This window comes from Serpentinimonas sp. SSL01, assembly GCF_056323735.1.
The window spans coordinates 496,551-523,474 of sequence record NZ_CM150487.1 but is presented as its reverse complement, the minus strand read 5'-3'; the positions used below and the strand labels follow the sequence as shown (position 1 = coordinate 523,474).

At 65.7% G+C, this 26,924-nt stretch carries 22 protein-coding genes and 1 tRNA gene; 8 read left to right on the top strand and 15 right to left on the bottom strand.

The window, feature by feature from the left end; all coding sequences use genetic code 11:
• Window positions 1-127: 127 nt before the first annotated feature.
• The 5 genes from ACVMK0_RS02430 to ACVMK0_RS02410 all read right to left on the bottom strand — a co-directional run bounded on the left by ACVMK0_RS02430 (window position 128) and on the right by ACVMK0_RS02410 (window position 6,318).
• Window positions 128-2,077 (bottom strand): sensor histidine kinase, encoded by a 1,950-nt coding sequence (locus ACVMK0_RS02430; RefSeq protein ID WP_476464175.1) that lies wholly within the window; start codon window positions 2,075-2,077, stop codon window positions 128-130.
• The gene (locus ACVMK0_RS02425; protein ID WP_171820270.1) at window positions 2,074-2,730 is read right to left on the bottom strand and encodes a LuxR C-terminal-related transcriptional regulator; all 657 of its coding nucleotides are present in this window, start codon (window positions 2,728-2,730) and stop codon (window positions 2,074-2,076) included. Before ACVMK0_RS02425 ends, ACVMK0_RS02430 begins: the two co-directional genes overlap by 4 nt.
• A 53-nt stretch (window positions 2,731-2,783) precedes the next feature.
• Window positions 2,784-4,883 carry an excinuclease ABC subunit UvrB gene (uvrB, locus tag ACVMK0_RS02420; RefSeq protein WP_476464635.1) on the bottom strand — a complete coding sequence of 700 codons (2,100 nt, stop codon included), beginning with the start codon at window positions 4,881-4,883 and terminating at the stop codon, window positions 2,784-2,786.
• Window positions 4,879-5,976 carry a PDDEXK nuclease domain-containing protein gene (locus tag ACVMK0_RS02415; RefSeq protein ID WP_045534707.1) on the bottom strand — a complete coding sequence of 366 codons (1,098 nt, stop codon included), beginning with the start codon at window positions 5,974-5,976 and terminating at the stop codon, window positions 4,879-4,881. The genes uvrB and ACVMK0_RS02415 overlap by 5 nt, the downstream gene beginning before the upstream one ends.
• 75 nt (window positions 5,977-6,051) lie before the next feature.
• The gene (locus ACVMK0_RS02410; protein WP_045534705.1) at window positions 6,052-6,318 is read right to left on the bottom strand and encodes a helix-turn-helix domain-containing protein; all 267 of its coding nucleotides are present in this window, start codon (window positions 6,316-6,318) and stop codon (window positions 6,052-6,054) included.
• 97 nt (window positions 6,319-6,415) lie between these two features.
• On the opposite strand from ACVMK0_RS02410, the gene ACVMK0_RS02405 reads away from it, so the two are divergent.
• Complete coding sequence (locus ACVMK0_RS02405; protein WP_476464174.1) at window positions 6,416-6,793, top strand: cysteine-rich CWC family protein; 378 nt, start codon at window positions 6,416-6,418, stop codon at window positions 6,791-6,793.
• A 375-nt stretch (window positions 6,794-7,168) separates the two neighbouring features.
• Here ACVMK0_RS02405 and fghA read toward each other — a convergent pair whose 3' ends face one another.
• From fghA to ACVMK0_RS02375, 6 genes are all read right to left on the bottom strand, one after another.
• Window positions 7,169-8,077 (bottom strand): S-formylglutathione hydrolase, encoded by a 909-nt coding sequence (gene fghA, locus ACVMK0_RS02400; protein ID WP_476464173.1) that lies wholly within the window; start codon window positions 8,075-8,077, stop codon window positions 7,169-7,171.
• 10 nt (window positions 8,078-8,087) lie between these two features.
• A complete protein-coding gene (locus ACVMK0_RS02395) occupies window positions 8,088-9,206 on the bottom strand; it encodes an S-(hydroxymethyl)glutathione dehydrogenase/class III alcohol dehydrogenase (protein WP_476464172.1) in 1,119 nt (372 codons plus the stop codon).
• Window positions 9,207-9,250: 44 nt separating this feature from the next.
• Window positions 9,251-10,321, bottom strand: coding sequence for an FAD-dependent oxidoreductase (locus ACVMK0_RS02390; protein ID WP_476464171.1), 1,071 nt, complete (start codon window positions 10,319-10,321; stop codon window positions 9,251-9,253).
• 207 nt (window positions 10,322-10,528) lie between these two features.
• Window positions 10,529-10,605, bottom strand: a tRNA-Val gene (locus ACVMK0_RS02385).
• Window positions 10,606-10,642: 37 nt separating this feature from the next.
• Window positions 10,643-12,931, bottom strand: a complete 2,289-nt coding sequence (locus ACVMK0_RS02380; protein ID WP_476464170.1) for a RelA/SpoT family protein — start codon at window positions 12,929-12,931, stop codon at window positions 10,643-10,645.
• Window positions 12,928-13,920, bottom strand: a complete 993-nt coding sequence (locus tag ACVMK0_RS02375; protein ID WP_476464169.1) for an alpha/beta fold hydrolase — start codon at window positions 13,918-13,920, stop codon at window positions 12,928-12,930. Before ACVMK0_RS02375 ends, ACVMK0_RS02380 begins: the two co-directional genes overlap by 4 nt.
• A gap of 99 nt (window positions 13,921-14,019) precedes the next feature.
• Between ACVMK0_RS02375 and ACVMK0_RS02370 the strand changes: the two genes are divergently transcribed.
• On the top strand, window positions 14,020-14,799 hold the full coding sequence (locus ACVMK0_RS02370) for a 3-hydroxybutyrate dehydrogenase (protein WP_476464168.1): 780 nt from the start codon (window positions 14,020-14,022) through the stop codon (window positions 14,797-14,799).
• Window positions 14,800-14,861: 62 nt separating this feature from the next.
• Here the strand turns inward: ACVMK0_RS02370 and ACVMK0_RS02365 are convergent, their stop codons facing one another.
• On the bottom strand, window positions 14,862-15,635 hold the full coding sequence (locus ACVMK0_RS02365) for an SIMPL domain-containing protein (protein ID WP_476464167.1): 774 nt from the start codon (window positions 15,633-15,635) through the stop codon (window positions 14,862-14,864).
• A gap of 222 nt (window positions 15,636-15,857) precedes the next feature.
• Here ACVMK0_RS02365 and ompR point away from each other — a divergent pair, with 222 nt between their 5' ends.
• Together ompR and ACVMK0_RS02355 are read left to right on the top strand one after the other, a co-directional pair.
• Window positions 15,858-16,604 (top strand): osmolarity response regulator transcription factor OmpR, encoded by a 747-nt coding sequence (gene ompR / locus ACVMK0_RS02360; RefSeq protein WP_476464166.1) that lies wholly within the window; start codon window positions 15,858-15,860, stop codon window positions 16,602-16,604.
• A complete protein-coding gene (locus ACVMK0_RS02355; protein WP_476464165.1) occupies window positions 16,591-17,967 on the top strand; it encodes an ATP-binding protein in 1,377 nt (458 codons plus the stop codon). The genes ompR and ACVMK0_RS02355 overlap by 14 nt, the downstream gene beginning before the upstream one ends.
• 40 nt (window positions 17,968-18,007) lie before the next feature.
• Here the strand turns inward: ACVMK0_RS02355 and ispF are convergent, their stop codons facing one another.
• Complete coding sequence (gene ispF / locus ACVMK0_RS02350; RefSeq protein WP_476464164.1) at window positions 18,008-19,456, bottom strand: 2-C-methyl-D-erythritol 2,4-cyclodiphosphate synthase; 1,449 nt, start codon at window positions 19,454-19,456, stop codon at window positions 18,008-18,010.
• 307 nt (window positions 19,457-19,763) lie between these two features.
• Between ispF and mfd the strand changes: the two genes are divergently transcribed.
• Window positions 19,764-23,336: a transcription-repair coupling factor gene (gene mfd / locus ACVMK0_RS02345; protein ID WP_476464163.1), complete on the top strand. Its 3,573-nt coding sequence runs from the start codon at window positions 19,764-19,766 to the stop codon at window positions 23,334-23,336.
• Window positions 23,337-23,342: 6 nt separating this feature from the next.
• Here the strand turns inward: mfd and ACVMK0_RS02340 are convergent, their stop codons facing one another.
• Together ACVMK0_RS02340 and ACVMK0_RS02335 are read right to left on the bottom strand one after the other, a co-directional pair.
• Window positions 23,343-23,747 (bottom strand): type II toxin-antitoxin system VapC family toxin, encoded by a 405-nt coding sequence (locus ACVMK0_RS02340; RefSeq protein WP_476464162.1) that lies wholly within the window; start codon window positions 23,745-23,747, stop codon window positions 23,343-23,345.
• A gap of 18 nt (window positions 23,748-23,765) precedes the next feature.
• The gene (locus ACVMK0_RS02335; RefSeq protein ID WP_476464161.1) at window positions 23,766-24,014 is read right to left on the bottom strand and encodes an AbrB/MazE/SpoVT family DNA-binding domain-containing protein; all 249 of its coding nucleotides are present in this window, start codon (window positions 24,012-24,014) and stop codon (window positions 23,766-23,768) included.
• 159 nt (window positions 24,015-24,173) lie between these two features.
• Between ACVMK0_RS02335 and ACVMK0_RS02330 the strand changes: the two genes are divergently transcribed.
• The 3 genes from ACVMK0_RS02330 to ACVMK0_RS02320 are packed head-to-tail and all read left to right on the top strand — an operon-like array spanning window position 24,174 to window position 26,918.
• Entirely contained in the window at window positions 24,174-24,425 is a 252-nt protein-coding gene (locus ACVMK0_RS02330; protein WP_045534688.1) for a hypothetical protein, read from the top strand.
• A gap of 4 nt (window positions 24,426-24,429) precedes the next feature.
• Window positions 24,430-24,843, top strand: coding sequence for a PIN domain-containing protein (locus ACVMK0_RS02325; protein WP_476464160.1), 414 nt, complete (start codon window positions 24,430-24,432; stop codon window positions 24,841-24,843).
• 44 nt (window positions 24,844-24,887) lie between these two features.
• Window positions 24,888-26,918, top strand: a complete 2,031-nt coding sequence (locus ACVMK0_RS02320) for a site-specific DNA-methyltransferase (protein ID WP_476464159.1) — start codon at window positions 24,888-24,890, stop codon at window positions 26,916-26,918.
• Window positions 26,919-26,924 lie beyond the last annotated feature (6 nt).

Here is a 26,924-nt window from a genome sequence, read left to right as displayed (position 1 = left end):
GCGGAGTGTGAGAACCGGTGTGCCCAAAAGCATCAACAACCGCATCGACAACCGATCGTTAACCCGAAGTATACCCAATATCCGAGTCTTTTGCTTGGTCTTGCGATGCGCAAGGGATTGGGGCTAGTTACTCGACCGAGGGCACGGTGTCGCCCGCCTCCGGCGTGAAGGTGCGATGGATTGGAAAGGCAAATTCGATCCCGGTTCCTGGGTGGGCATCGAAAAAACGCACTTGGGCCCCGAGCTTGCCCGCGCGGGCGCGCAGATTGCCCAAACCCCGCTGGGCTTGGGGCTTGGTGTGAGGGCGCTGCATGCCCAAGCCGTCGTCGGTCACCGTCAGGTACACATGCGCTGCGTCGCTGCGCGTGCGCACGCACACGCGTCGCGCTTGGGCGTGTTTGACCACATTGGCAAAAATCTCTTGCATGCAGCGAAACAGGTGCATCACGCCCTGCGCATCGAGGCTGGACAGGGCCGGCACGTCCTGCACCTGCCAATCGAGCTCGATCCCGGCGGCCACCAGCGCCGGCTCGATGCGCTGGCGGAAGGTGCCCAAAATGGTGGCCAGGTCGCCCTCCATGGGCTCGAGCGAATCGAGCATCAGCCGCAGCTCTTCGAGCGCGTGGTGGATCATGGATTCGACCGAGCCCGCGTCCAGCGTGTGTTTCTGGCTGCGCACCATGTTGAGCGTCTGCACCAGTTGGCTGCCTAGGCCATCGTGCATGTCGCGCATCAGGCGCCGGCGCTCACCCTCGATGGCGCGTTGCTGCTCGGAGGCGCGCAACTGGTCGAAAGCCTGGCGCAGCTCGGCTTCGCGCTTGGCCAAAATCCCGGCCAAAGACTGATTCAGCCGATGCACCTCGCGCGTGGACGCGGTGGCGCGCTGCGCCAGCACCCAGCTGAGGGTAAAGAGCAAGGCCAGGCTGCCCAGCGAAGTCCAGCGCAGGTCGGCGTCGCCGGGGAAGTTGAGCTGCACCACCAAAAAATCGCGCACGCCGGTGGCCAGCGTAAAAGACGCCACCAGCAGCACCAAAATCTGATCGGATTCCAGCGCGCCGCGTTGGAGCGACCTGAACAGCAGGCTCAGCAACGACAGCGCCCCGCAGACGGCCATGGCACCGGCCCAGATCCGATACAAATCGTAGTCTTGTGTGTGCAGCGTCCAGGCCAGCCAGAACGGACCCACGCCGATCAAAAACCAGGCCAACCCGTGCATCAGGCGGTCCCGAAAAGCCAGCAGCTCGGCCACGAACAACAAGAAAAACCCCACGTACCACGTGAAGGCCAGGCGGTGCAGATAAAAGTACCAACCAAAGCTCAAGGGCGGCTCGAGCGAAACCGACAGGGCCAAGCGCACCGAATGCGCCAGCGCCGCCACCGCCATGAGCAAGAACAGGCGCTCGTTCAAGGTGCGCCACAGGTGCAGCGAGAGCAAGCCCATCAGCAGCGAGCTGATGAGCATCATCCAAGTGCCTTTGACCTGCCAGACTTCGAGCACCTGGTGGCGCTCGAACAGGCTGCCGTGGTAGCCGATCTGCAACGGCCACAAACCGCTGCGCTCGAGCAACTGGCCCTGCACCTGGATGTGTATCTGGTTTTGCTGTGGCTGCGGCTGCAGCAGCCCCGGGGGCAGGCTCACCAGGTAGGGGAACCAGGCGCTCAGGATGTTGCGCTCGGGCGCAGCGTACCAGCCAACCTGGTAGATCTCGTGGCCGTTGAGCAGCACCCGAAAGCGGGTGCCGACGCGCGGCAACAGCAGCGCCAACCGGGTTTGGGCGGGGTCGTCGTAGTGCAGGGCTGCCGGCCAATCGAGCCGGTAATCCACCCAGCCCGACCAAGCGGCAGGCTGATCGTCCAGAATGTGGGGCAGGCTCACCTGCTGCGGCGGCTGCTGCGGGTGCTGCGGCAGGCTCGCTTGCGCCTCGCGCAAGGTCACGGCGTTTTCGAGCCCCGCCGGCATTGACACGCTGTGCAGCGCCCACAGCAAACCGAGCAGCAGCAGCCCCACCCAGAGGTAATGCGGCACCCGCTTGGCGCTCTGCCCGGGCGGTGGCGGCGCAGGAGGCAAAGCCCTCACAACAAACCCCGATCCTGTGCCGCGCGCACCACTTGCACGCGGGTGTGCACCGCCAGCTTGCGGTACAGGTTTTTGATGTGCGTGCTCACGGTGGCGGTGCCGATGCCGAGCCGGCTGGCGATCTCCTTGTTCACGTAGCCTTGGGCCACCAGCTTGAGCACCTCGGATTCGCGCTCCGACAGCGCCGGGGCCGCAGCGACGCTGTCCGCCACCTGGGCTGGCGCGTTGTTGCGCAACTGCTTGAGCAACAGGCGTGCCAGCAGCGGCGAAATCGGGGCGCCGCCGGCGCAGATCTGTTCGATGGCCTCGATCAGTTCGGCGTCGTTGCAGCCCTTGAGCACGTAGCCGGTGGCCCCCGATTGCAGGGCGTGCACGAGGCGCGACTCGTCCCCGAACACGGTGAACACCAGCAGCTCGGCCTCGGGCTTGGTGAGTGAAAGCAGACGCAGCATGTCTTCGCCGCGGCCATCGGGCAGACCCAGATCAACCAGATAGACATCGGCCAAGCTGTTGGGGGCCATGATGCGAGCGTGGGAGTAGGTGGCGGAATGCCCGACCAAGCGCCAGTCGGGCCGCAGCGCCAAGGCGTGATGGACGAACTGCAACACGGTGCGGTCGTCTTCGATCAGGTAAATGCGCGTGCTGCTGGGCATGCGGCGATTGTGGGCCATGCCGGACCCCCCCACTCCCCAAAACAGGGGAGTGGCTACTGCACGCCGTGCGCGCCCAACACCCGGTCTTTGAGCTGCGCCAGCCGGTCGCGCGCTTGCGCCGCCTGCTCGAACTCGAGCTTGCGCGCGTGCTCGAGCATCAGCTTTTCCAGTCGCTTGAGCTCGCGCGCCAAGTCTTTGGCGCTCATGTCTTCGATCTCGGCCTGCTGCACCCGCGCCAGCTCGGTGCGCTGCGCCTGCTCGCTGGCTTTGTCGCTCTGCACACCGTCGATCAAATCTTTGATGCGCTTGACCACCCCCACCGGCGTGATGCCGTGCACGGCGTTGAAAGCCAGCTGCTTGTGGCGGCGGCGTTCGGTTTCGTCGAGGGCGCGGCGCATCGAGTCGGTGACGCGGTCGGCGTACAGGATCGCCATGCCGTTGAGGTGGCGCGCGGCGCGGCCGATGGTCTGGATCAGGCTGCGCTCGGAGCGCAAAAAGCCCTCTTTATCGGCGTCCAAAATCGCCACCAGGCTCACTTCCGGGATGTCCAGCCCCTCGCGCAGCAGGTTGATGCCCACCAGCACGTCGAACGTGCCCAAGCGCAAGTCGCGGATGATCTCGACCCGCTCCACAGTGTCGATGTCGGAGTGCAGGTAGCGCACGCGCACGCCGTTTTCGCCCAGGTATTCGGTGAGCTGCTCGGCCATGCGCTTGGTGAGCACGGTGATGAGCACGCGCTCACTGCGCTGCACGCGCAGGCGGATTTCTTGCAGCACGTCATCGACCTGATGCGTGGCTGGGCGCACCTCGATCACGGGGTCCACCAAGCCGGTGGGGCGCACCACCTGCTCGACCACGCTGCTGGCGTGCTGGCGCTCAAAATCAGCGGGGGTGGCCGAAACGAACACGCACTGGCGCATGCGGGCCTGGAACTCGTCGAACTTGAGCGGCCGGTTGTCGAGCGCGCTGGGCAGCCTGAAGCCGTACTCCACCAGCGTCTGCTTGCGCGAGCGGTCGCCGTGGTACATGCCGCCGAGCTGGCCGATCATCACGTGGCTCTCGTCGAGGAACATGAGTGCATCGGGCGGCAGGTAGTCGATCAGGGTCGCGGGCGGCTCGCCCGGCGCCGCGCCCGAGAGGTGGCGTGAGTAGTTTTCAATGCCCTTGCAGTGGCCAACCTCGACCAGCATCTCGAGGTCGAAGCGCGTGCGCTGCTCCAGCCGCTGGGCCTCGACCAGCTTGCCCGCCGCCACCAGCTCGGGCAGGCGCTGCGCCAGCTCGAGCTTGATGGCCTCGACCGCCGCCAACACCTGCTCGCGCGGCGTCACGTAGTGGCTGCTGGGGTAAACCGTAAAGCGCGGGATGCGCTGGCGGATGCGCCCGGTGAGCGGGTCAAACAGTTGCAGCGCTTCGACTTCGTCGTCAAACAGCTCGATGCGCAGCGCCAGCTCCGAGTGCTCGGCCGGAAAGACGTCGATGGTGTCGCCGCGCACCCGAAACAGGCCGCGAGCAAAATCCTGCTCGTTACGCTCATACTGCATGCGCACCAGCTGCGCGATGGCGTCGCGCTGGCCCAAGCGGTCGCCCACGCGCAGCGTCATGATCATGCGGTGGTAGCTCTCGGGCTGGCCGATGCCGTAGATCGCCGACACGCTGGCCACGATCACCACGTCGCGGCGCTCGAGCAGGCTTTTGGTGCACGACAGGCGCATCTGCTCAATGTGCTCGTTGATGGCGCTGTCTTTTTCGATGAACAAGTCGCGCTGCGGCACGTAGGCTTCGGGCTGGTAGTAGTCGTAGTAGCTGACGAAGTACTCGACCGCGTTGTGGGGAAAGAACTCGCGAAACTCGCTATAGAGCTGCGCCGCCAGCGTTTTGTTGGGCGCAAAAACGATCGCCGGCCGGCCCAGCCGCGCAATCACATGGGCCATGGTGTAGGTCTTGCCGGATCCGGTCACGCCCAGCAGGGTCTGATAGACCTCGCCGGCGCGCACGCCCTGCACCAGCTGCTCGATCGCCGCCGGCTGATCCCCCGCCGGCTCAAAGGGCTGAAAGAGCTCGAAGGGCGAGTCGGGGAAGCGCAGGCACTGGCCAGCGGCTGGGGGCGCCGCCGGGCTGAGCTCTAGAGGGGTTTGGGGGACCACCTGGCTAATGCTGCAACTGCAGCCAGTCGTTTTCAATTTCTTCCACCGTGGGCAGGGCGCCCTTCAGGTTGTCGGGCAGGGTTTCGACCAGTGTGTACTCGCTCACGCCCATGGGTTTGTTCATGTCGCGCAGGGCAAACTCAACCTCGATGTTGTTCTTGTCGCGGCACAGCAGCAGGCCAATGGTGGGGTTGTCGTCGCTGCGCTTGAGCAGGCTGTCCACCGCCGACAGGTAAAAGTTGAGCTTGCCCGCGTACTCGGGCATGAACTTGCGGTTTTTCAGCTCCACCACCACGTAGCACTTCAGCGTGACGTGATAGAAAAGTAGGTCGATGTAATAGTCGTTACCCGCCACCTCGAGGTGGTACTGGCGGCCAATGAAGGCAAAGCCCTTGCCCAGCTCCAGCAGAAACTGCGTAATGTGCTGGGTAAGCTGATGCTCCACATCGCGCTCGTTAAATGGCCCGGTCATGGCCATGAAGTCGAATGTGTAGGGGTCTTTCAGCGTTTGCTGGGCCAAGTCGGACTGCGGCACCGGCAGGGTACGGGCAAAGTTGGTGACGGCCTTGCCTGTGCGCTCATACAAGTTGGACTTGAGTTGCAAAGCCAATACATCGCGGCTCCAGCCCTGTTCCAGCGTTTGCGCGAGGTAAAAGCGGGCTTCGTCTACGCGCTGGCACTTGGTGAAAATCTGGATGTGGTGGCCCCATGGAATCCGAGCCAGCAAGGCTGCCAGCTCGCCGTCTGCGCCACCCCAAGGCGCTGCGCCCATTTTGGCAACAGCCTGTTGCCAAATTGCCGCGTCGCCGTAAAAGCGGAAAAAAGCCCGGCAGTAGCGCAGATTCTTGGCTGAAAAACCGCCGACCTCTGGAAAGGTGTGCCGCAGGTCTTTGCTGAAGGCGTCAATGAAACCGCTGCCCCACTGGGCACTGGTCTCCCGGTCCACGATTTGCGCGCCCAGCTCGTAGTAAAGGGCTATCAACTCGCCGTTGGCGGCCAGCGCCACGTGCATGCGCGCGGCATGAATTTTCTGCTTGATGCGTCCTAGCCACGCCTGGTATTCGGCCAGCGCAGCAGGCTGGACCTTAAAAAGTTGGGTCATGAGAGTGAGCCGGCAGAGATCTCGGAACAATATAAGCTCAATTGCTTAAGCCCTCTTTGGCGCGTGAGTACGCTCTCAAGGTCGGTCGACTGACTGCGCCCGCTCGCGACGCAGTTGATCTAGGTTGCCGCCCTGCCCTTGGGCGACGATGTCGAGCTCGGCACCCAGCACCGCCAGCACGGCCAACAGCTTGCGCGCGCCAAACTCAAGCACCCGCCCACGCTCAAGGCGCGACAGCGATTCTGGCGTTACCCCGGCTTGGGCCGCGACGACGCCTTGCTTCAGGCCCAACAGCTTGCGGCGTGTGGCCACGGCAGCACCGAGTTCTGGCAGGGTTTGCATTTGATTTTTAAATCAAGAAAGCTGTATTTTATGCCTTTTTTTTGACGCAAAAGTCAAAAATATCGCCACTCCAGGTGTTCTGTGCGCACACCATGCCGTGCGCTGCTGTGCCGCTGGCGCCTTGGCGGCTTGCCCAAGCTCGGCTACAGTAGGGTTCAACCTTGGCCTGTGCACAGCGCCTAGGCTTGCTCCTTGTGCACCAACCAGCGCAGCCAACACCGTGTCGCCCACAACCCCAAACACCGCTCTAAAAGCCCCGCTACACGCCCCACTGTGCCCGCTGTGCGGCCAAGCCAACGAGTGCGCGGCCTCGGCCAGCGGCAGCTTTGACACCGCGTGCTGGTGCACCGGCGTCAGCTTCAGCCCTGAACTGCTGGCGCAGGTGGCACTGGAGCAACAGCACCGCGCCTGCATCTGCCGCCGGTGTGCTGAGGGCGGCCATGTCAGTCGTGCAGATCAAGAAAAGGCCCTGTAACTCGAGGCCAGACTGAGGTTTTTACACACTTGGGGAAATCTGCAGAATCACCCCACGGCATGACAACCGCAAGGCTCGGGGCGAGCGGCTCCGCACCCGAAACGCGCAAGGCACGTAAAATTTCGATGTGGGGCGGTGCGAGAGAAAAAACCCGTAGCAGAGCTGCATTGAACTCCGCACGGGCCAACAAAATCGAGCGAGAATTTGCGCAATCTGCTGATATTGTTGGTAGGCGCGATTGGACTCGAACCAACGACCCCCACCATGTCAAGGTGGATGGTACGCTGCACTACAACGATCAACTCGTGATTCTACATCATGAGGTGCGCCACTCAGTCTCGCGCCACTCAGTCTCGGCGGTGCCCTGATGACAAGCTACAAGTTAGCAGCATGGTGCCGCAGGTGGTCTTCCACCACCGTGGCGATGAAGTAGTACCCGTGGTCGTAACCATCGTGGCGGCGCAGCTTCAGAGGCTGTGCCGCCGCTGCACACGACTGCTCCAGCAAGTGTGGGTGTAACTGCTCGGCCAAAAACTTATCAGCCATACCCTGGTCCACCAAAATGCCTTGGGGAAACAATGGCGGCAGGCCGCTAGCGTGGCGCTGACGGATCAACTCGGTTGCATCATGGGCAGCCCAATTCGCAGTGTCGGCACCCAGATAACCTGCGAAGGCCTTCTGCCCCCAGGGGCACTGCCTGGGGGCACAGATGGGGGCGAAGGCGCTCAGGCTGCGGAAACGGTCGGGATGCCGATAGGCTAGCGTGAGAGCACCGTGCCCGCCCATGGAGTGGCCCATGAGGCCGAGTCGCCGCGCCGAGATCGGCAAGTGCTCGCCCACCAGCGGCAGCAACTCGTCCATCAGGTAACTTTCCATGCGCCAGTGGGTGGACCACGGCGCCTGGGTCGCGTCCAGGTAGAAGCCGGCCGCCAAACCAAAGTCCCAGCTGTCAGCCTGGCCGGGCACGTCGGTGCCGCGCGGGCTGGTATCGGGCATGATGAGCGCCAGGCCCAACTCGGCGGCCACGCGCTGGGCGCCGGCTTTAACGGTGAAGGTCTCTTCGTTGCAGGTCAGCCCCGCCAGGTACACCACCGCTGGCACCGGGCCCCGCTGGGCCTGGGGCGGCAGGTAGACGGCGAAGCGCATCGGCAGGCCGATGGTGGCCGAGTCATGCTGGTAAAAGCGCTGCACGCCGCCGAAGCAAGCATGCTCGCTGCGCAGCGTGGGGGCAGGCGCTTCGATGGGGGCATGTGCGCCGCAGGGGCTGGTGTCCAGACGGGTCATGGCCAGGCGCTCAGAACTCGACCACGGCGCGGATGGATTCGCCGCGCTTCATCAGGTCGAAGCCTTCGTTGATCTGCTCGAGCTTGAGCTTGTGGGTGATCAGGCTGTCGATGTCGATCTTGCCGTCCATGTACCAGTCCACGATCTTGGGCACGTCGGTCCGGCCGCGCGCACCACCAAAGGCGGAGCCTTCCCACTTGCGACCGGTGACGAGCTGGAACGGACGGGTGGAGATTTCGGCGCCCGCTTCGGCCACGCCGATGATGATGCTGCGGCCCCAGCCTTTGTGGGTGCACTCCAGCGCCTGGCGCATCACCTGGGTGTTGCCGATGCACTCGAACGAGTAATCGGCACCACCATCAGTCAGCTGCACGATGGCGTCCACAATGTTGCCACCCGCCGCCACGATGTCCTTCGGGTTCAGGAAGTGCGTCATGCCGAACTGGCGCGCCATGGCTTCTCGCCCAGGGTTCAGGTCCACACCGATGATCTTGTCGGCGCCCACCATCTTGGCGCCCTGGATGACGTTAAGGCCGATGCCGCCCAGGCCGAACACGACCACGTTGGCGCCCGCTTCCACCTTGGCGGTGAAGATGACCGCGCCAATGCCTGTGGTGACGCCACAGCCGATGTAGCAGACCTTGTCGAAGGGCGCATCCGGGCGGATCTTGGCCAGCGCGATCTCCGGCACCACCGTGTGGTTGGAGAAGGTGCTCGTGCCCATGTAGTGGAAGATGGGATCGCCGTTCAGGCTGAAGCGGCTGGTGGCGTCGGGCATCAGGCCCTTGCCCTGGGTGCCGCGGATGAGCTGGCACAGGTTGGTCTTGCGGCTCAGGCAGAACTTGCACTGGCGGCATTCGGGCGTATAGAGCGGGATGACGTGGTCGCCTTTTTTAAGGGTGGTCACGCCCGGACCCACGTCCACCACCACACCCGCGCCTTCGTGGCCGAGGATGGCGGGGAAGATGCCTTCGGGGTCGGCGCCGCTGAGGGTGTAGTAGTCGGTATGGCAAATGCCGGTCGCCTTTATTTCGACCAGCACTTCGCCAAACTTGGGGCCTTGCAGGTCCACGGTTTCAATGGTCAGGGGTTGGCCGGCCTTCCAGGCCACGGCTGCGCGTGTTTGCATGAGCTATTCCTCGAGAATACGAAACGGTTTGATCTTCTATCCCATTACTGCGACAGGAGTGTTTTGAGTGGAAGATCGGTGTTGACGACTTGTTCGGGTGACGGCGAACGCCCCGCTTCAATCCACTTGCGAGCCACCATGTGGTCCATCGGCGCATTCACCGACTCCACACAGCGCAATTGACCGCCCTCAAAGTGGAATAGCGAGAAGATGCCCGGGTTGCTGCCGTCTCGACGATAGGTCGTGACCTGCAATGGTAACAGACCGACCATTTGCAAACGGAGCCCGCCTTGCTCAGACCAAAACCAGGGAATCGGAGCATAAACGGCCTCCTGCCCCGCCAGCCGGGCAGCCAGAACGCGAGCTTGGTCATTGGCATTCTGGATCGACTCCAGGCGCAACCGCCGCCCAGCCCCAACCGGGAAAGACGTGCAGTCACCGATCGCAAAAATGGTGGGGTCAGACGTTGACATGCCTGCATCCACCACAATGCCGTTATCACACGCCAAACCTGCCTCTTGCGCGAGTTGCACGTCCGGCTCAGCGCCGATCGCGACCAACAGCAAGTCACACGGTATGACCTCGTCAGAGAGGTGTACCGCCACGACACGGCCGCCGTCGCACAGGACAGATTGCACAACGGCTCCCAGGCGGATATCAATACCCTGGGAGGCGTGAACTGAACGAACGTGCTCGGCCAGAGCAGCCGACACAGATCGACCCATCAAGCGCGGAGCCATCTCGATCACAGTGACACGCTTGCCCAGAGTACGGGCTGTGGCCGCAACTTCAAGGCCGATGAAGCCTCCGCCGAGTACCACCACGCTCTCAGCGGATGCCAGCTGTTGACGCAGAGCCATCGCATCGGATGCGGTCCGCAAGGAAAGCGCGTTGCTTGCCCCCCGGTCCAGCAGAGGAAAGCGTCGTGCCTTCGTTCCCGTCGCCAGCACCAACGCTGAATAGGCCAGCTGCTGGCCATCGTCCAGAGCGACTGTCTGCCGGATACACAGCTTGGAGCCGTTGGGCATGACGAGCATGACGAGGCCTCGCTCGTCAGCAATCTTGTAGAGCTTGGCCCTGGGTTTGGCAGCGCGGATCTTGGAGTCGGAGAGCATGGTGGGTGTGGGTATCTGAGATGTGGGTAACAGTGACTTGTGCATTCAGTCTACCCACCAACGTTACCCACAGCAAATGCAAAACACCCTGAAACACTATGCGACACTAAACGACAAACAAGAGGTGAAAATCTCTCATAACCCGTTGTCCAGAAATGAAAAAAGCCTCAAAGCTAAACACTTTGAGGCTTCTCGAAACAACGTAATTGGTAGGCGCGATTGGACTCGAACCAACGACCCCCACCATGTCAAGGTGGTGCTCTAACCAGCTGAGCTACGCGCCTGAGGTCGGTTGCAAGCTTGCGATTGTAGCACGGCTTTTTAGCGTCGGCGCACGCTGCGCACCCCGGCCACGTCTTGCAGCGCCGCCATGACGCGCTGCACCCGGCTGGCGTCGGTGACTTCGATTGTGAAGGTCATCCAGGCCACCCCTTTCACGCTTTGCGTCTGCACGCCGATGACGTTGATTTTCTGGCTGGCAAAGGTGTCGGAAATGTCGCGCAGTAGGCCTTGGCGGTCTTGGGCCTCGATCGCCACGTCGACGGCGTAGTGGGTGGCGACATCGCCTTTGGCGGCCACGCCGTTCCACTGCACTTCGATCACCCGGCCCGGGTGGCGCTGCGCCAGCGTGGCGTAGTCGGGGCAGTCGGCCCGGTGCACGCCCACCCCTTTGCCGCGCGTGATGTAGCCCCGGATGTCGTCGGGCGGCGCCGGTTTGCAGCAGCGCGCCAGTTGCGTGAGCACCGAGTCCAGCCCCACCACCAGCACGCTGCCCTGCGGGGCGCGGGCCGGGCTGTGGCGTGCCTTGCGCAGCTGCACCTCGTCCGGGGCTTGCAGCGCCGGGGTGGGGTTGAGCAGCTGCTCGACCGTGCGCAGCGTGATTTCCTCTTTGCCCAGCGCCTCGCACAGGCCGGCGGCGTGGTCGTAGCCGATGCGGTTGGCCAACTCGTCGAGGTTGAGCGCGGTTTTGCCCTCGCGCTGCAACCATTTGTCGAGCAGCTCGCGGCCGCGCTGGATGGTGCTGTGCACCGCTTGGGCATTGAACCAGGCCCGCACCTTGCTTTTGGCGCGGTGGCTCACCAGGTAGCCCTGCTCTGGGTTGAGCCAGTCGCGCGAGGGGCCGCCGTCTTTGCTGGCGATGATCTCGACCGTCTGACCCGTTTGCAGCGGCGTGTTGAGGGCGAGCATGGCGCCATCGACGCGCGCGCCACGGCAGCGGTGCCCGAGGTCGGTGTGCACGGTGTAAGCAAAATCGAGCGCCGTGGCCCCCTTGGGCAGCTCGACGATGGCCGCGTGCGGCGTGAGCACGTAAATGGCGTCGTCAAACAGCGGCTGCGTGGCCTGCTTGCGGCGCTCGCTCTCAACGTCGCTCTGCCAAGCCAGCAGCTGGCGCAGCACGGCGATTTTGGCGTCGTAGTCGGAATCGGCGTGCACACCCTCGTAGCCTTTGCCGCCCGCCTCTTTGTAGGCCCAGTGCGCCGCCACCCCGTGCTCGGCGTGGTCGTGCATGGCCTGGGTGCGGATCTGCAGCTCGAAGGCGTGGCCTTGCGCGTCGCGGATCACGGTGTGCAGCGACTGGTAGCCGTTGGGTTTGGGCTTGCCGATGTAGTCGTCAAACTCCTCGGGCACCGGGCTGTAATGGGCGTGCGCGAAGGCCAGCACGCGGTAGCAGTCCTCGATCTGCGGCACCACCACGCGCAGCGCGCGCAGGTCGAACACCTGCTCGAAATCGAGCGCCTTGCCACGCATTTTTTTGACGATGCTGTAGATGTGCTTGGGCCGCCCTTGCACCTCGGCGGCGATGCCCTGGGCACGCAGTGCCTGCTGCAGGCGCTGGCGCACCTGTTCGACGTGACTCTCGCGCTCGATGCGTTTTTCGTCGATGCGGCGTGCGATCTCTTTGTAGGTCTGCGGCTCGAGGAAGCGAAAAGCCTGGTCTTCGATCTCCCACTTGATCGGCCAGATACCCAGGCGGTTGGCCAAGGGCGCAAACACGTGCAGCGATTCGCTCGCCAGGGCGGGGTCGGGGGAGAGTTTGGCGGCTGCGATGTAGCGCAGCGTTTGCAGGCGCGAGGCCAGACGCAGCAGCACCACGCGCAGATCGCGCGAAAACGCCAGCAGCATCTTGCGAATATTTTCGTGCTGGCTGGCTTCGAGCTCGCTGGGGGCGGCGCGCTGGGTGCCGCCGGGTTCGGCCGCGCTGGCGCGCTCTTGGCGCACCTGGGCCGCCTTGATTCGCGTCTGGCGCTGCAGTTGCACCAGCTTGGTGGTTTCCAGCGCCACCGCAGCCAGATCGCTGCCAAAGGCTTTGGTGATGAGCTCGCGCGGGCGGTTCAGGTGCTCGCAGGCATAGACCAGATAGGTGCTGACTTTGAGCTCGGCACCGCCACCGATGAGGTCGAGCACGGCGGCCACGCCGTCGGCATGGGCCAGCGTGTTCTCGCCGGTATCGAGGGTTTCGCTGGCCAACAGTGGTTCGGCAAAGGCGCGCGCACGCAGCACCGCGGCCTGCTCGTCGGCAACGCGGGCCTGCCACTGCGCAACGGCTGCTCCGTCTGCCGGGGCGTCCGGAGCAACCGACGGATCGGGCGCTGGGGGGGCCGATCTCATGGCGCCAACAGAAATTCGCACACCGGCGCCACCTGCTCGGGGGCCACCAGCGTGGGCGCGTGGCCCACGCCCGCAAACTCGAGCAGGCGTGCGCGCGGGCCGCGCTGCGTCATGGCCAGCGCCGTGGCGTGGCTGAGCAGGTCGGACTCGGCTCCGCGCAACAACAGCACCGCAGCGGTGATGGCCTCGTACATCTGCCACAGCAGCGCCTCGCCGGCGTGGATGGCGGCGCCGGCGCTGGGGTCTGGAGCGCTGCCCACGGCCTCGCCCGCCGCCACCAGAGCGCGCAGCGGTTGCGCGATCGCTGGGTCGTAGTGCAGCGCCCAGCCGCCTTGCACCGGCCGCAGCATGGGGCGCGACAGGGCCAGCCACTGCTCGGGGCTGTGCGGGCCAAAGCCCCAGTGCAACTGCGCCAGCGCCTGCACCGCGTCTTGCTCGCTGGCATAGACCCCTTGCGTGCCCACATAGGTGGCGATGCGGCGCAGCGCGGCGGCCTCGATCACCGGCCCGACGTCGTTGAGCACCAGCCGGCGCAAGCCCAACCCGGGCTGGGCCGCCAGCGCCATGCCGATCAGGCCGCCCATGCTGGTGCCCACCCAGTCGATGGCCAGTTCGGCGGGCTCGGCGCTGCCGGTGGCCGCGGCGTGGTTGGCGCGCAGGTGCGCCAACAGCAGCGCCAGATCGGCGGCGTAGGTGGGCACGCCGTAGGCGGCCGGGTCGGCCAGCCAGTCGCTGTGGCCGCGCCCGGCCACGTCGACGCACAGCACGCGCAGCGGCCGCTGCTGACGCTGCGCCTGCGCCAGCAGCGCTTGCGCCAGCACGTCGAAGTCGCGCCCTTGGCGCGTCAGGCCGTGCACGCACAGCACCACCTGCGCCGGGCCTTTGGGTGCCGCGGCCTCGCTGCCCCACTCCCACCAAGCGATGCGGCGCGGTTCGCCGTGCGTGGCCAGCGGGCCGGGTACGGCCAGATGATGCAATACAGGTTCCATGTCGTAGCCTTGTCTCCCTATGCAGGTGGCGCAGGGCACCGGTGGCCGCCCAGCTCCATTGGATAATGCCACCTATCGTAAATCAAATGGAGACGGTTCATGCTCGCAAACAAGACGGCTTTGGTCACGGGTTCCACCAGTGGCATTGGCCTCGGGATCGCCAAGGCGCTGGCGCAGCAAGGCGCGCACCTGGTGCTCAACGGCTTTGGCGACGCGCAAGCGGCCTGCGCCGAAGTGGCGGCCGTGGCCGCACCGGGGGCCCGGGTGGGCTACCAAGGGGCCGACATGAGCCAGCCGCAGCAGATCGAAACCATGCTGCGCGCCGCAGCGGCCGAGTTTGGGCGCGTCGATATTCTGGTCAACAACGCCGGCATCCAGCACGTGGCCCCGATCGAGGACTTTGCGCCCGAGCGCTGGGACGCGGTGCTGGCGATCAACCTGAGCAGTGCCTTTCACACCACCCGGCTGGCGCTGCCGGCCATGAAGGCAGCCAACTGGGGCCGCATCATCAACGTGGCCTCGGTGCACGGGCTGGTGGCCTCGGCCTACAAGTCGGCCTATGTGGCGGCCAAGCACGGGCTGGTGGGCCTGACCAAGGTGGTGGCGCTCGAAACCGCCACCACGGGCGTGACCTGCAACGCCATCTGCCCCGGCTGGGTGCTCACGCCGCTGGTGCAAAAACAAGTGGATGAACGCGCCGCCGCGCTGGGCCTGAGCAACGCCGAAGCCACCAAGCATCTGCTGTGCGAGAAGGAGCCCTCGCTGCAGTTCACCACGCCCGAAGAGCTGGGTGCGCTGGCGGTGTTTTTCTGCTCGCCAGCGGCCGCCAACGTGCGCGGCGCGGCCTGGAACATGGATGGCGGCTGGGCGGCGCAGTAAGCCCGCCAGCCCGTTTCTCGTAGCCCTGAGCCTCTCGTTGCGTTGGCCGGGGTCGCCGGTGGCTATTGCAACTGCACCGCCCCGGACACCGTGATGTGCACCCATTCCGAGCCGGGTTCGGCGGGCAGTGCCACCTCGGCCGTATCGAGGCGGGCCTGCGCCGCCATCATCAGGCGCGGACGCCCGGCAAACTCGGGCTCCGCCGCGCTGATCGCGACTTCGCGCAAGGTGTAGCCGCCAAAGCCGAAGTCGCGCGCCACCAGCTGGGCGCTGGCGCGAAAGCGCTCGATGGCGGCGCTGCGCACCCCGGCCTCGAGCTGCTGGCGCGCTTGCGGGCTGAGCGAGAACTGCATTTGCGACACGCTCAGGCCGCGCACTTGAGCCGGCACCGCCGCCAGCGCGGCCAGATCGCGCCCCTGCACCAGCACCTCGGCTGAGCCATGCCAGCCCACGATCTGGCCCTCGGCGTTGTGGCGCGGCTGCAAACTGAAGCCGCCCGAGCTGAGCTCGAATTCGCCGCTGCGCACCTGGGGCCGCAGCTGTTGCAACGCCGCCTCCACACTGCGGCTGAGCTGGCGCTGCAAAGCCGCCGGGTCGGTGCCTTGCACGCGTTGGGTCAGCGTCAGGGTGAGCCAGTCTTGGCGCGCTTGCTGCCGCGCCGTGGCGCTCAGTTGCACCACGTTGTGGGGCAGCGGCTGCATCCAAGCCGGATTGGGCTGGGTTTGAGCCAAGGCAGTGCCGGCGCCCAGCAAACCCAAGCCTAGGCCCAGCCCCAATGCCGCAACCGTCACGGCACGTCTGGTGCGGATTAGACACAAAAAAGCGTTAAAAGTCATTGCTTCGCTCCAAAAAAATGGGTAACTGCTACACAGGCTTTGCCGCCTGTCCCAGCGCGCTTTCAGTGTGCCATCAAGCGTCCGCCGTTGCCTGTGCCCAAGGCGGTACACAAGCGCAACAACTGTAACGGCGCGTATCCCCCAAGCTTATCAAGCACCCGGCCTGGGCCGCCCGGTGTCACAATGGCCCTCGCCGCCCCAGCTCACGCACCCAAGCCTGCCATGCCATACGCCACCCCAGAACCGCCGCCCACCCGAGCCGACCGCATCGTGGTGGTGGATGACGACGCCCGCATCCGTGAGCTGCTCAACCGCTACCTGAGCCAACAGGGCTTCGAGGTGTTGCTGGCGGCCGATGCGCGCGCGCTCGACAAACTGCTGCAACGCGAGACCTTCGACCTGATCGTGCTCGACCTCATGCTGCCCGGCGAAGACGGGTTGAGCATTTGCAGGCGCTTGCGCGCGGGCCGGCTGCGCACCCCCATCATCATGCTCACTGCCAAGGGCGAAGACGTGGACCGCATCGTGGGGCTGGAGATTGGGGCCGACGATTACCTGGGCAAGCCCTTCAACCCGCGCGAGCTGCTGGCGCGCATTCACGCCGTGTTGCGCCGCCGGCCCCCGCCCGAAGTGCCCAGCGCCCCATCGAGCGCGCACGAAGTGGTGCAATTCGGCCCTTTCGTGCTCGACCTTGGGCAACGCACCCTGCAAAAAAACGGCACCGACATCAGCCTGACCAGCGGCGAATTTGCCATGCTCAAAGCCTTGGTGCGGCATCCGCGCCAGCCGCTGTCACGCGACAAGCTGGCGCAACTGGCACGTGGGCGCGAGTTCGAGCCCTTTGACCGCAGCCTCGATGTGCAGGTCTCGCGCCTGCGCAAACTCATCGAAACCGACCCCGGCGCACCGCGCTACCTGCAAACCGTCTGGGGGGTGGGCTACGTATTCGTCCCCGATGGCCAAAGCTGATCCGCTGCCCCCCGCGCCCAAGGCGGGCCGCAAACCCAGTGGCGTGGGCCTGAGCCTGTTTGGCCGCACTTTTTTGTTGCTCGGCGTTTTGTTGCTGGGTTCGGTGCTGGCCTGGTTTCAAACCCTGCGCACCCTCGAAGAAGAACCGCGTGCGGTGCAAAGCGCGCAGCAGCTGGCCTCGCTCGTCAACTTGACGCGCGCCGCGCTCGCGCACGCCGACCCAATTGCTCGCATTTCGCTCGTCACCACCTTGCTGCAGCAGGAAAACCTGCGCATTGCGGTGCGCGAAAGCGCCGACACCCACTTGCCCTACGACCAAGACCGCTTGAGCCGGCGCATCAGCGCCGAATTGGCCCACATGCTGGGGCCGCAAACGCTGGTGGCGCGCCAGGTGAATGGTTTTGATGGTCTGTGGATCGGCTTTGAAATCGGGGGCGACAACTTTTGGCTGCTGGCCGATCCGGCGCGGGTGGGGCAAGTCGGCGGCGCCACGTGGCTGGTCTGGCTCGGCATTGCGGCGGCCTTGTCCTTGCTCGGAGCGGCGGTGTTTGCCCGCCTGATCAACCGACCGCTGCTGCAGCTCAGCGCCGCCACGGCACGCGTGCGCGCGGGCGACTTCACGGGGCCGCGGCTCGATGAAACCGAGGCCACGCACGAGATCCGCGCCGTCAACATCGGCTTCAACCGCATGGCCGAGCAACTGGCCAAGGCCGAGGCCGACCGCACGCTGATGCTGGCGGGCATTTCGCACGATCTGCGCACCCCGCTGGCGCGGCTGCGGCTGGAAATCGAGCTGAGCGTGCCCGACGAGGCCACCCGGCAGCTGATGGCGGCCGACATCGAGCAAGCCAATGCCATCATCGACAAGTTCCTCGACTACGCCCGCGTCGAGCACACACCGCAGCTGCAGCCGGTGGCCTTGGCCGAGCTCATCGCCGCCGCCTTGCTGCCCTATCAAGGTGCGCCAGACTGCGCGGTGGCGCTCGATTTGCCCCCCGGCTTGCGGGTGCTCGCCGAGCCGGTGGAGCTGCGCCGCGTGTTCGACAACCTGCTGCAAAACGCCTCGCGCTACGGCCGCAGCCCCGACGGCCTGCTGCGGCTGAAGATCAGCGCGTCCGCCGGGCCAGACCAGACGGTGACGCTGCAACTGGCCGACCAGGGCCCGGGCGTGCCGCCGCAGCTGCTGGGGCGCCTGACCGAGCCCTTTTTTCGCGCCGACAGCGCCCGCACCGCCGCCAACGGCAGCGGCCTGGGGCTGGCGATCGCCGACAAAACGCTGCAAATCATGGGCGGTGCGCTGGAGTTACGCAACGGCGTCGCCGGTGGCCTGCTGGCGCGGCTGCGTTTGCCAGCGGCTGATTAGGCGGCACGGGTTTGAAGGGGGCGCAGGCGCACCCAGCGCCTCAGCCCACGCGCTGCAACAGGGCCACGGCCCGGCATTCGATCGCCAAGCCCTGCCCGACCGGCCCCATTTTTTCGGCGGTCTTGGCTTTGACATTGACTTGGCTGGGTTGCAGCCCCAGCACGGCCGCAATGCGCGCCTGCATGGCCGCCTTGTAGGGGGCCAGCTTGGGGGCTTGGGCGATCACGGTGGTGTCGAGGTTGAGCACCAGATAGCCCTGAGCGGCCACGCGCTGCATGGCGTGCGCCAGCAACTGAGCCGAATCGGCACCGGCAAAGCGCGCGTCGGTGTCGGGGAACAGGGTGCCGATGTCGCCCAGCGCCGCCGCACCCAGCAGCGCGTCGGTGATGGCGTGCAGCAGCGCGTCGGCGTCGGAATGGCCGAGCAGGCCGCTGGGGTGCGGAATGTGGATGCCGCCCAAAATCAGCGGCCGCCCCGGCACCAGCGCGTGGATGTCCCAGCCTTCGCCGATGCGCAGGCCTAGGCCTAATGATTGGCTGGGAGCAGAGGGGGCTGGCGCAGGGTTGACTGGGTTCATGGCGGCAGGGGCCTCGGGTGTGGATGGAGCGGCTGGGACAAGCGGATTGGCTGGTGCACAGGGGGCGGGAGCTGCCTGCCGCTGCGCCAGCAGCGCCTCGGCCAAGGCGAAATCAGCCGGGTAGGTGATTTTGAAGTTGCTCGCGCTGCCCGGCACCAGCAGCGGCTGGGCGCCGCTGCGCTCGATGGCGCTGGCCTCGTCGGTGATGCCGGCAAAGCCGCTGCCTTGGTGCGCCTCCAGCGCCGCGCGCAAAGCGCCGAGCCTGAACATCTGCGGCGTTTGCGCCAGCCACTTGTCGGCGCGCTCAAGCGTGGCCGCCACCCGGGGCATGGGCGCGGGCTCGGCAGCTTGGGCTTGGGCTTGGGCTTGGACTGGGGTCGAGGCTGGGGCTTCGGGGGCTCCGAGCGCCGCTGCTTGGGCTGGGGTTGGAACCGCCGCCTTGAGCGTATCGGGCAGCGGCAGCGCCAGCAGGCCGCCCACCGGGTCGAGCCAACAGGCCGCGATCAGGCGCTCGATCTGCGCCGGCTCGATCAGACAGCGCGCAGCGTCATGCACCAGCACCCAGTCGGCGTCGCGCGCCCCAGCGGCTGCCAGTTGCTGCAAGCCGTTGAGCACCGTCTGGGCGCGCACCGCGCCGCCCACAGGCCACACGCGCACCCGCGCATCCGGCGCCTGGTAGGCGGCGTCACCGGGCGCCACCACCACCGCCACCCCGGCCCAGTGCGGCAGCGCCAAAAAAGCCGCCAGCGTGTGGTCGATCACGCGCTGGCCGGCGAGCAGCTGGTATTGCTTGGGGGTGGGTTGATCCGATCGCACCGCCCGACTGCCGTTGCCGGCGCTGGTGATCAGGGCGTAGCAGCGCGGCGGGGCATCGGTGCTGGCGACCTGCCAAGCGGTTGCCCCCTCCCACACGGCCCCGTCCTCAGAGGCAGCCCCCCTCGCCGGCCCAGGGGCGCTTGGGGGCATGGGCGGCGGGCCGTCAGATGCCCCGGTTTCGGGGGGTGGCGGGAAAGCGGGTATGGCGGGCGCGGTAGGATCTGTCACGGTGCGTGATTTTAGAATCAGCTGCTGCGCTGTTGCGCCCTAGGCACCCTTTATCGCCCCCTATTTCGCCCTCGCCCTCGCCCTCGCCCTCGCCCTCGCTCGCAACCGCAACCCGCAACCCGCAACCTCACCCCCGCGCCTCTGCCTTAGCCACTGCACCCCGCCAGACCCCCCGATGAATCTGCCCCCACTCAGCCCCGGCAAGCGCCTGCACGTGCCCCGCCCCCCCAGCAGCGCCGACGCCTTGTGGCTGGCGCAACTGGCCGAACGCGAACGCGGCACCGGCCGGCTCACCGCCGTGGTCTGCGCCGACGCCGCCGACGCCCAGCGCCTGCTGGAAGAAATCCCGTTTTTTGCGCCCACGCTGCGCTGCGCTCTGTTCCCGGATTGGGAAACCCTGCCCTACGACAGCTTTTCGCCGCACCAAGACCTGATCTCGGAGCGCTTGGCCACGCTCTGGCGCATCGTGCAGCGCGACCGCGCCCAAGGTGCCGATCTGGTGCTGGTGCCCGCCACCACCGCGCTCTACCGGCTGGCGCCGCCGGCCTTTCTGGCCGCCTACAGCTTCGAGTTCAAGCAACAGCAACGGCTCGATGCGTCCCGCCTCAAGGCCCAGCTCACGCTCGCCGGCTACCAGCACGTGAGCCAGGTGGTGGGCCCGGGCGAATACGCGGTGCGCGGCAGCCTGATCGACCTCTACCCCATGGGCTCTGCGGTGCCCTACCGCATCGACCTGTTCGACGACGAGATCGACTCGATCCGCACCTTCGACCCCGACACCCAGCGCAGCCTGTACCCGGTGCCCGAGGTGCGGCTGCTGCCCGGGCGCGAGTTTCCGCTCGACGAAACCGGCCGCGCCAAGTTCCGCGCCCGCTGGCGCGAACTGCTCGAAGGCGACCCGAGCCGCAGCCGCCTGTACAAAGACATGGGCGCGGGCGTGGCCAGCGCCGGCATCGAGTACTACCTGCCGCTGTTCTTTGACCAGACCGCGACCGTGTTCGACTACCTCGGCAGCGCCACCACGCTGGTGCTGCACGGCGAGCTCGAACCGGCCTTCCAGCGCTTTGCGCTGGACACCGCCGAGCGCCACCGCCTGGCCCAAGGCGACCCCGAGCGCCCGCCGCTGCCGCCCGAGACCCTGTTTCTGGATGCCGAAGGCTTCTACCTCGCCGCCAAAGCGCTGCCCCAAGTGGCGCTGCGCCCGCCCAAGGAGCCGTCTAGCCCGCCCGGCACCAGCCCGGCGCCCGCCCCCGCCAGCCACGCCGCCGCCACCAGCCCCACCAACCCCACCGGCTCGAGCGCCTTCGAGCCGCTGCCCGACCTGGCCGCCCAGCGCGCCGCCGACGACCCGCTCGAGCGCCTCAAAGCGCACCTGGCGCGCAGCCCCCGGCGCGCGCTGCTGCTGGCCGAGAGCGAGGGCCGCCGCGCCACCTTGCTCGATTTTTTGCGCGCCAGCGGCCTCAACCCGCCGCTGTTCGAGTCCTTGGCCGACTTCCAAGCCAGCCCGGCCCCCATTGGCCTAGCCACGGCGGCCTTGGCCAGCGGCTTTGCGTGGGTGCAGCAAGGCAGCGCCCCCAGCGGCATCGACTTCGTCACCGAAACCGAGCTCTTTGCCAGCCAGCCCGGCACCCGGCGGCGCAAAAAGCAAGAGCAGGTCAGCGACGTCGAAGCGCTGATCAAAGACCTGAGCGAGCTGCAACTGGGCGACCCGGTGGTACACAGCCAGCACGGCATCGGCCGCTACCGGGGCTTGCTCAACCTCGATCTGGGCGAAAAAAACCCCGACGGCAGCCCCGTGCTGCAAGAGTTTTTGCACCTCGAGTACGCCCAAGCCGCCGTGCTCTACGTGCCGGTGAGCCAACTGCACCAGATCAGCCGCTACACCGGCGTGAGCGCCGACGAAGCGCCGCTGCACCGGCTGGGCTCGGGCCAGTGGGATAAAGCGCGGCGCAAAGCCGCCGAACAGGTGCGCGACGCCGCCGCCGAACTGCTCAACCTCTACGCCCGCCGCGCCGCTCGCGAGGGCCACGCCTTTCGCTTCCCGGCCAAAGACTACGAAGCCTTCGCCAACGACTTCGGCTTCGAAGAAACGCCCGACCAAAAAGCCGCCATCCACGCCGTGATCCAAGACCTGATCAGCCCACGCCCGATGGACCGGCTGGTCTGCGGCGACGTCGGCTTTGGCAAGACCGAAGTGGCGCTGCGCGCCGCCTTCGTGGCGGTGAGCGGCGGCAAGCAAGTGGCCTTTCTGGCCCCCACCACCTTGCTGGCCGAGCAGCACTACCAGACCCTGCAAGACCGCTTTGCCAACTGGCCGGTGAAGATCGCCGAACTGAGCCGCTTTCGCAGTGCGCGCGAAATCACCGCCGCCCTGCAAGGCACCGCCGCCGGCACCGTGGATATCGTCGTCGGCACCCACAAGCTGCTGAGCGAAAAAACGAAATTCAAAAACCTCGGGCTGCTCATCATCGACGAAGAGCACCGCTTCGGCGTGCGCCACAAAGAGGCCATGAAGGCGCTGCGCGCCGAAGTCGATGTGCTCACCCTCACCGCCACCCCGATCCCGCGCACCCTCGGGCTGGCGCTCGAAGGGCTGCGCGACCTGAGCGTGATCGCCACCGCGCCGCAGCGCCGCTTGTCCATCAAAACCTTCGTGCGCAACGAAGGCAATGGCGTGATCCGCGAGGCCGTGCTGCGCGAGCTCAAGCGCGGCGGGCAGGTGTATTTTCTGCACAACGAAGTCGAAACGATCGAAAACCGCAAGCAAAAGCTGGAACAGCTGCTGCCCGAGGCGCGCATCGCCGTCGCCCACGGCCAGTTGCCCGAGCGCGAGCTCGAGCGCGTGATGCGCGACTTCTTGGCCCAGCGCCACAACCTGCTGCTTTGCTCGACCATCATCGAAACCGGCATCGACGTGCCCAGCGCCAACACCATCCTCATCAGCCGCGCCGACAAGTTTGGGCTGGCGCAGCTGCACCAGTTGCGCGGCCGCGTCGGGCGCAGCCACCACCAAGCCTACGCCTACCTGATGGTGCCCGAGATCGACAGCCTGAGCAAAACGGCGCAGCAGCGGCTCGAAGCCATCGGCCAGATGGAGGCCTTGGGCAGCGGTTTTTACCTCGCTATGCACGACCTCGAAATCCGGGGCGCGGGCGAGGTGCTGGGCGAAAACCAGAGCGGCAACATGCTCGAAGTCGGTTTTCAGCTCTACCACGAGATGCTGGCCGAAGCAGTCGATGCCCTCAAGGCCGGGCGCGAACCCGATCTGCTCAGCCCCTTGGGCGTGACCACCGACATCAACCTGCACGCCCCGGCCCTGCTGCCCAGCGACTACTGCGGCGACGTGCACCTGCGCCTGAGCCTGTACAAAAAGCTCGCCAGCGCCAAGACCAGCGCGCAGATCGACGCCTTGCTCGAAGAAATCGTGGACCGCTTTGGCAAGCTGCCGCCGCAGGCGCAAACGCTGATCGACGTGCACCGCCTGCGCGTGCTCGCCGCCCCCTACGGCGTGCAAAAGGTCGATGCCACGCCGGGCCTGATCCTGATCGGCTTCAAGCCCAACCCGCCGCTAGATCCGCAGCGCATCATCGACCTGGTGCAAAAAAACCGCCACATCAAACTCGCCGGCAACGACAAACTGCGCATCGAGCGCGCCCTACCCGAAGCCAAAGACCGCGCGCTACTGGTGCGCGATGTGCTGCGCGCCCTCGGGCCCCCGCTGAAGGTGCCCGACGCCGTGATCAGCTAGCGTTGCTCAACCCGGCTCAGGCGCAACCAACTGCACCGTCGGAAAGTACGCCGCATAGCGCCGCACATCCCGCGTCAGCACCGGCAACCCCACCACGGCGGCGTGCGCGCCGATGAAGAAATCGGCCAGCACGTTGGTCTTGGTACCGCCTTGGCGGCGGTACTTCACAAAGGCTTTGCCAGCCAGAAAGAGCGCCGGTTTGGGGATCTCGATGACCGGGATCTGCAATGCCGCCAGCGCCTCGTCCAGCGCCTCCACGGTGCCAAAGGCCAGCGACACCTCGGCGTAAATGACGGGGTTGATGACCAGACGGTGGATTTGTGCCTGGGCACGCAGTCGGGCAACCGACCAGTCGGCCCAGTCGGGGTCGTTTTCCAGCACGTCTATCAGGACGTTCGTGTCCACCAGCATGGCGGAGCTGGCGCCGTATCAGCCGCGCAACAGGGCCATGAGGTCCTGCGTGCGCCACTTCACGTCGGCCTTGCCGCGCGCGGCTTCAAAGCGGTCGGGCTGGGGCTTGGCACCCCCTTTCCCCGGTGGGCAGTTGGCTTTGTGTAGCTCCACCTTGCCGTCGCGGTTGACGGCAAAATCCACGGCGCTGCCGGGAGTCAGGCCCAAGGCATCGCGTATCTGCTTGGGAATGGTGACTTGCCCTTTGACGGTGAGGGTGGTGGTCATGGCGGCTGCCTCGCTGGGATGTGTTACCTGATTGTATTGGGTAATACCACCATTTCACACCACTCCCCACTTCGGGCACGAAGGCCACGATATAAGGCCACGATATAAGTGGCGCGCACCTATAATTGCCTGCATCCCTGATCGATTGTGGAGCGTGCCATGGCGCAAGTGACCATTTACGTCGAAGACGAGGCCCTGCAAGCGGCGCGCGCAGCGGCGGCGCGCCAGCAGCTCTCGCTCAGCCAATGGTTTGCCCAGTTTGCGGCCGCCGAAAAGCGCCGCCACCAGAGCGACTGGGCCACCTTTTACGCCGAACTCGACGCCTTGGGCCACCCCGGTGACGACGACTTCCCCACCCTCGAGGCCCTGCGCGCGGGCCAGGTGCCCGACCTACCGCGCGAAAGCTGGTGAGCCCATGCCCTACCTGCTCGACACCAATATCCTGATTTACTTCTTCAAAAACCAAGGGGCCGTGCGCCAGCATATGGCGCAGCAGCGCGACACCGACATCCGCCTGTGCACCCCGGTGCTATGGGAACTGCTCAGCGGCGCCTACAAATCGGCCCAGCCGCAGACCCAACTGCTCAAGCTGGCGGCGCTGCAAGGGCGCTTGCGGATCCACGATTTCGACCCACCCGCCGCCGAAAAAGCCGCCCGCATCCGCGCCCAGCTCGAGGCCCAAGGCAGCCCCATCGACACCCTCATCGCCGGCATCGCGCTGGCCCATGGCCTGTGCCTGGTGACGCGCAACACGCGCGAATTCGGGCGCGTGCCGGGCTTGCAACTCGTCAACTGGTTCGACGACGGCGCCGCCTCCCAACCGGGCTAAGCCCACCCCACCCAACCGCCCTATGGGCCATCCACGCTCTCGCCATGCCCGCCGCCCAGTCTGCCCCTCTCCTCAACGCCCCCAGCCCGGCGGCGCACAAGCTCGAACTGCTGCGCGCGCTCTTTCCCCAAGCCATCGAGACCGCGCCCGACGGCAGCGTGCGCGTCAACGCCGCCGCCATCCAGCAGGCGCTGGACCCGGCCAACCCAGACGGCATACGGGTCGAAGAAGACGGCTACGAGCTGCGCTGGGTGGGCAAGCGCGAGGCCTACCACAGCGCCTTTGTGCCACCGAGAAAAATCCTGCAACCCTGCCCCGCCGACAGCGTGGACTGGGAGCACACCGGCAACCTGCTCCTCAAAGGCGACAACCTCGACGCGTTGCGCCTGCTGCGCCACAGCTACTTTGGCAAAGTCAAGCTGATCTACATCGACCCGCCCTACAACACCCAGAGCGACGCCTTCATCTACCGCGACGACTTCACGGCCCGGCAAAGCGAACTGCTGCGCGCCTTGGGCTACAGCGCAGACCACATCGATTACATCAAAAACATCTACGGCGCGCGCACCCACAGCGGCTGGCTGAGCTTCATGTACCCGCGCCTGCTGCTGGCGCGCGATCTGCTGCGCGACGACGGCGTGATCTTCATCTCGATCGACGACAACGAGCAGGCGCAGTTGAAGCTGTTGTGTGATGAGGTGTTTGGGCAGGAGAATTTTGTCAGCACCGTCACTTGGCAGCGCTCAAAGAAAGGCGACTCCAAACTGATTGCGGTCGTCCACGAATACCTGCTGTGTTACGTCAAAGACAAAAGTGCCGCCTTGAGCAACGGCGACTGGCGACGCTCCAAGAACGGGGCAGACGCTGTGCTCGCGCACTACCAGGCACTGCGGCTAGCAATGGACAACAACCATGAGGCCATTCGTTCTGCGATGCTGGCTTGGTACCGAACCTTGCCTATCAAAGACCCGCGCAAAGCCCACAAACACTACAACTGGTCGGACGACCGAGGTCTGTACTTTGCAGACAACTTTGCAGGCCCCGACGATGGCCGCGCTTCTCGTCCGCGTCACGACATCATGCACCCGGTCACCGGAAAGCCCTGCAAAAAACCCTCCACGGGTTGGCGCTGGGATCTGGAAAAAACCAACTGGGCGCTATCTGAAAATCCGCCACGCATCCACTTTGGTGAAGACGAAAGCACCATTCCAAATCGCAAAAGCTACCTGCACGAGATCGATAGCGAGCCCTTTTTTTCGGTCTTTTATCGCGATGGTCGTGCCGCCACGCTTGAGGTAGAGGCTTTAGTGGGCAAAGGCGTATTCCCTTTTCCCAAAAACTCGGACGTAATCGCAGAACTGGCCCAACTCACCACCTATGGCGATGACGTAGTTCTCGACTTCTTCGCCGGCTCCGGCACCACCGCCGAAGCCGTGCTGCGCCTCAACGCCGAAGACGGCGGCCAGCGCAAGTTCATCCTGGTGCAAATCCCCCAGCCCATCGACGCCAAAAAGCAAAAAGAAGCGCACCACTTCGTCAGCCAAACCCTAGGCAAGCCCGAAGCCACCATCTTCGAGATCACGGCCGAGCGCATTCGCCGCGCGGGCGCGCAGCTCAAGGCGCTGCACCCGGCGCTGGACGTGGGCTTTCGCGTGTTCGAACTGGCCGACGACCCGCACGCGCTCATCCTGCAAAAGCCGCTGGCCCAGGCCACGCAGGCCGATATCGCGCAACTGCAAGCCCTCATCGCCACGCCGCAGCCCGAGCACCTGCCGCGCGTCCTCTACAACCTGCTGCTGGCCGAAGGGCTGGCGCTGAGCACGCGCACCGAGCCGCTGCTGCCCCAGGCGCACCCGCAAGCGCTGTACCAAGCCGCCGACGTGTTGTTCATCCTGAGCGCGGTGGACACCGAAGCGCTGCGCACTCTGCTGAGCGCACAGCAAGCGGCGGGCACCCCGATCCAGCATCTAAGCGTCTATGCGCCTTGGGTGCACGACGACAACTTCCTGCTGGGCACCAAGACGCTGCTGGAGTCGCTGGGCTGGTCGGAAGACAAGCTGCGGCTGCGGGGCTGAAACCCC

Coding starts and splice junctions, on each gene's coding strand:
- ACVMK0_RS02425 (WP_171820270.1), bottom strand. CDS start 2,730: ATGCCCAGCAGCACGCGCATTTACCTGATCGAAGACGACCGCACCGTG.
- ACVMK0_RS02415 (WP_045534707.1), bottom strand. CDS start 5,976: ATGACCCAACTTTTTAAGGTCCAGCCTGCTGCGCTGGCCGAATACCAG.
- ACVMK0_RS02410 (WP_045534705.1), bottom strand. CDS start 6,318: ATGCAAACCCTGCCAGAACTCGGTGCTGCCGTGGCCACACGCCGCAAG.
- fghA (WP_476464173.1), bottom strand. CDS start 8,077: ATGACCCGTCTGGACACCAGCCCCTGCGGCGCACATGCCCCCATCGAA.
- ACVMK0_RS02395 (WP_476464172.1), bottom strand. CDS start 9,206: ATGCAAACACGCGCAGCCGTGGCCTGGAAGGCCGGCCAACCCCTGACC.
- ACVMK0_RS02390 (WP_476464171.1), bottom strand. CDS start 10,321: ATGCTCTCCGACTCCAAGATCCGCGCTGCCAAACCCAGGGCCAAGCTC.
- ACVMK0_RS02380 (WP_476464170.1), bottom strand. CDS start 12,931: ATGAGATCGGCCCCCCCAGCGCCCGATCCGTCGGTTGCTCCGGACGCC.
- ACVMK0_RS02375 (WP_476464169.1), bottom strand. CDS start 13,920: ATGGAACCTGTATTGCATCATCTGGCCGTACCCGGCCCGCTGGCCACG.
- ACVMK0_RS02370 (WP_476464168.1), top strand. CDS start 14,020: ATGCTCGCAAACAAGACGGCTTTGGTCACGGGTTCCACCAGTGGCATT.
- ACVMK0_RS02365 (WP_476464167.1), bottom strand. CDS start 15,635: ATGACTTTTAACGCTTTTTTGTGTCTAATCCGCACCAGACGTGCCGTG.
- ompR (WP_476464166.1), top strand. CDS start 15,858: ATGCCATACGCCACCCCAGAACCGCCGCCCACCCGAGCCGACCGCATC.
- ACVMK0_RS02355 (WP_476464165.1), top strand. CDS start 16,591: ATGGCCAAAGCTGATCCGCTGCCCCCCGCGCCCAAGGCGGGCCGCAAA.
- mfd (WP_476464163.1), top strand. CDS start 19,764: ATGAATCTGCCCCCACTCAGCCCCGGCAAGCGCCTGCACGTGCCCCGC.
- ACVMK0_RS02340 (WP_476464162.1), bottom strand. CDS start 23,747: ATGCTGGTGGACACGAACGTCCTGATAGACGTGCTGGAAAACGACCCC.
- ACVMK0_RS02335 (WP_476464161.1), bottom strand. CDS start 24,014: ATGACCACCACCCTCACCGTCAAAGGGCAAGTCACCATTCCCAAGCAG.
- ACVMK0_RS02330 (WP_045534688.1), top strand. CDS start 24,174: ATGGCGCAAGTGACCATTTACGTCGAAGACGAGGCCCTGCAAGCGGCG.
- ACVMK0_RS02325 (WP_476464160.1), top strand. CDS start 24,430: ATGCCCTACCTGCTCGACACCAATATCCTGATTTACTTCTTCAAAAAC.
- ACVMK0_RS02320 (WP_476464159.1), top strand. CDS start 24,888: ATGCCCGCCGCCCAGTCTGCCCCTCTCCTCAACGCCCCCAGCCCGGCG.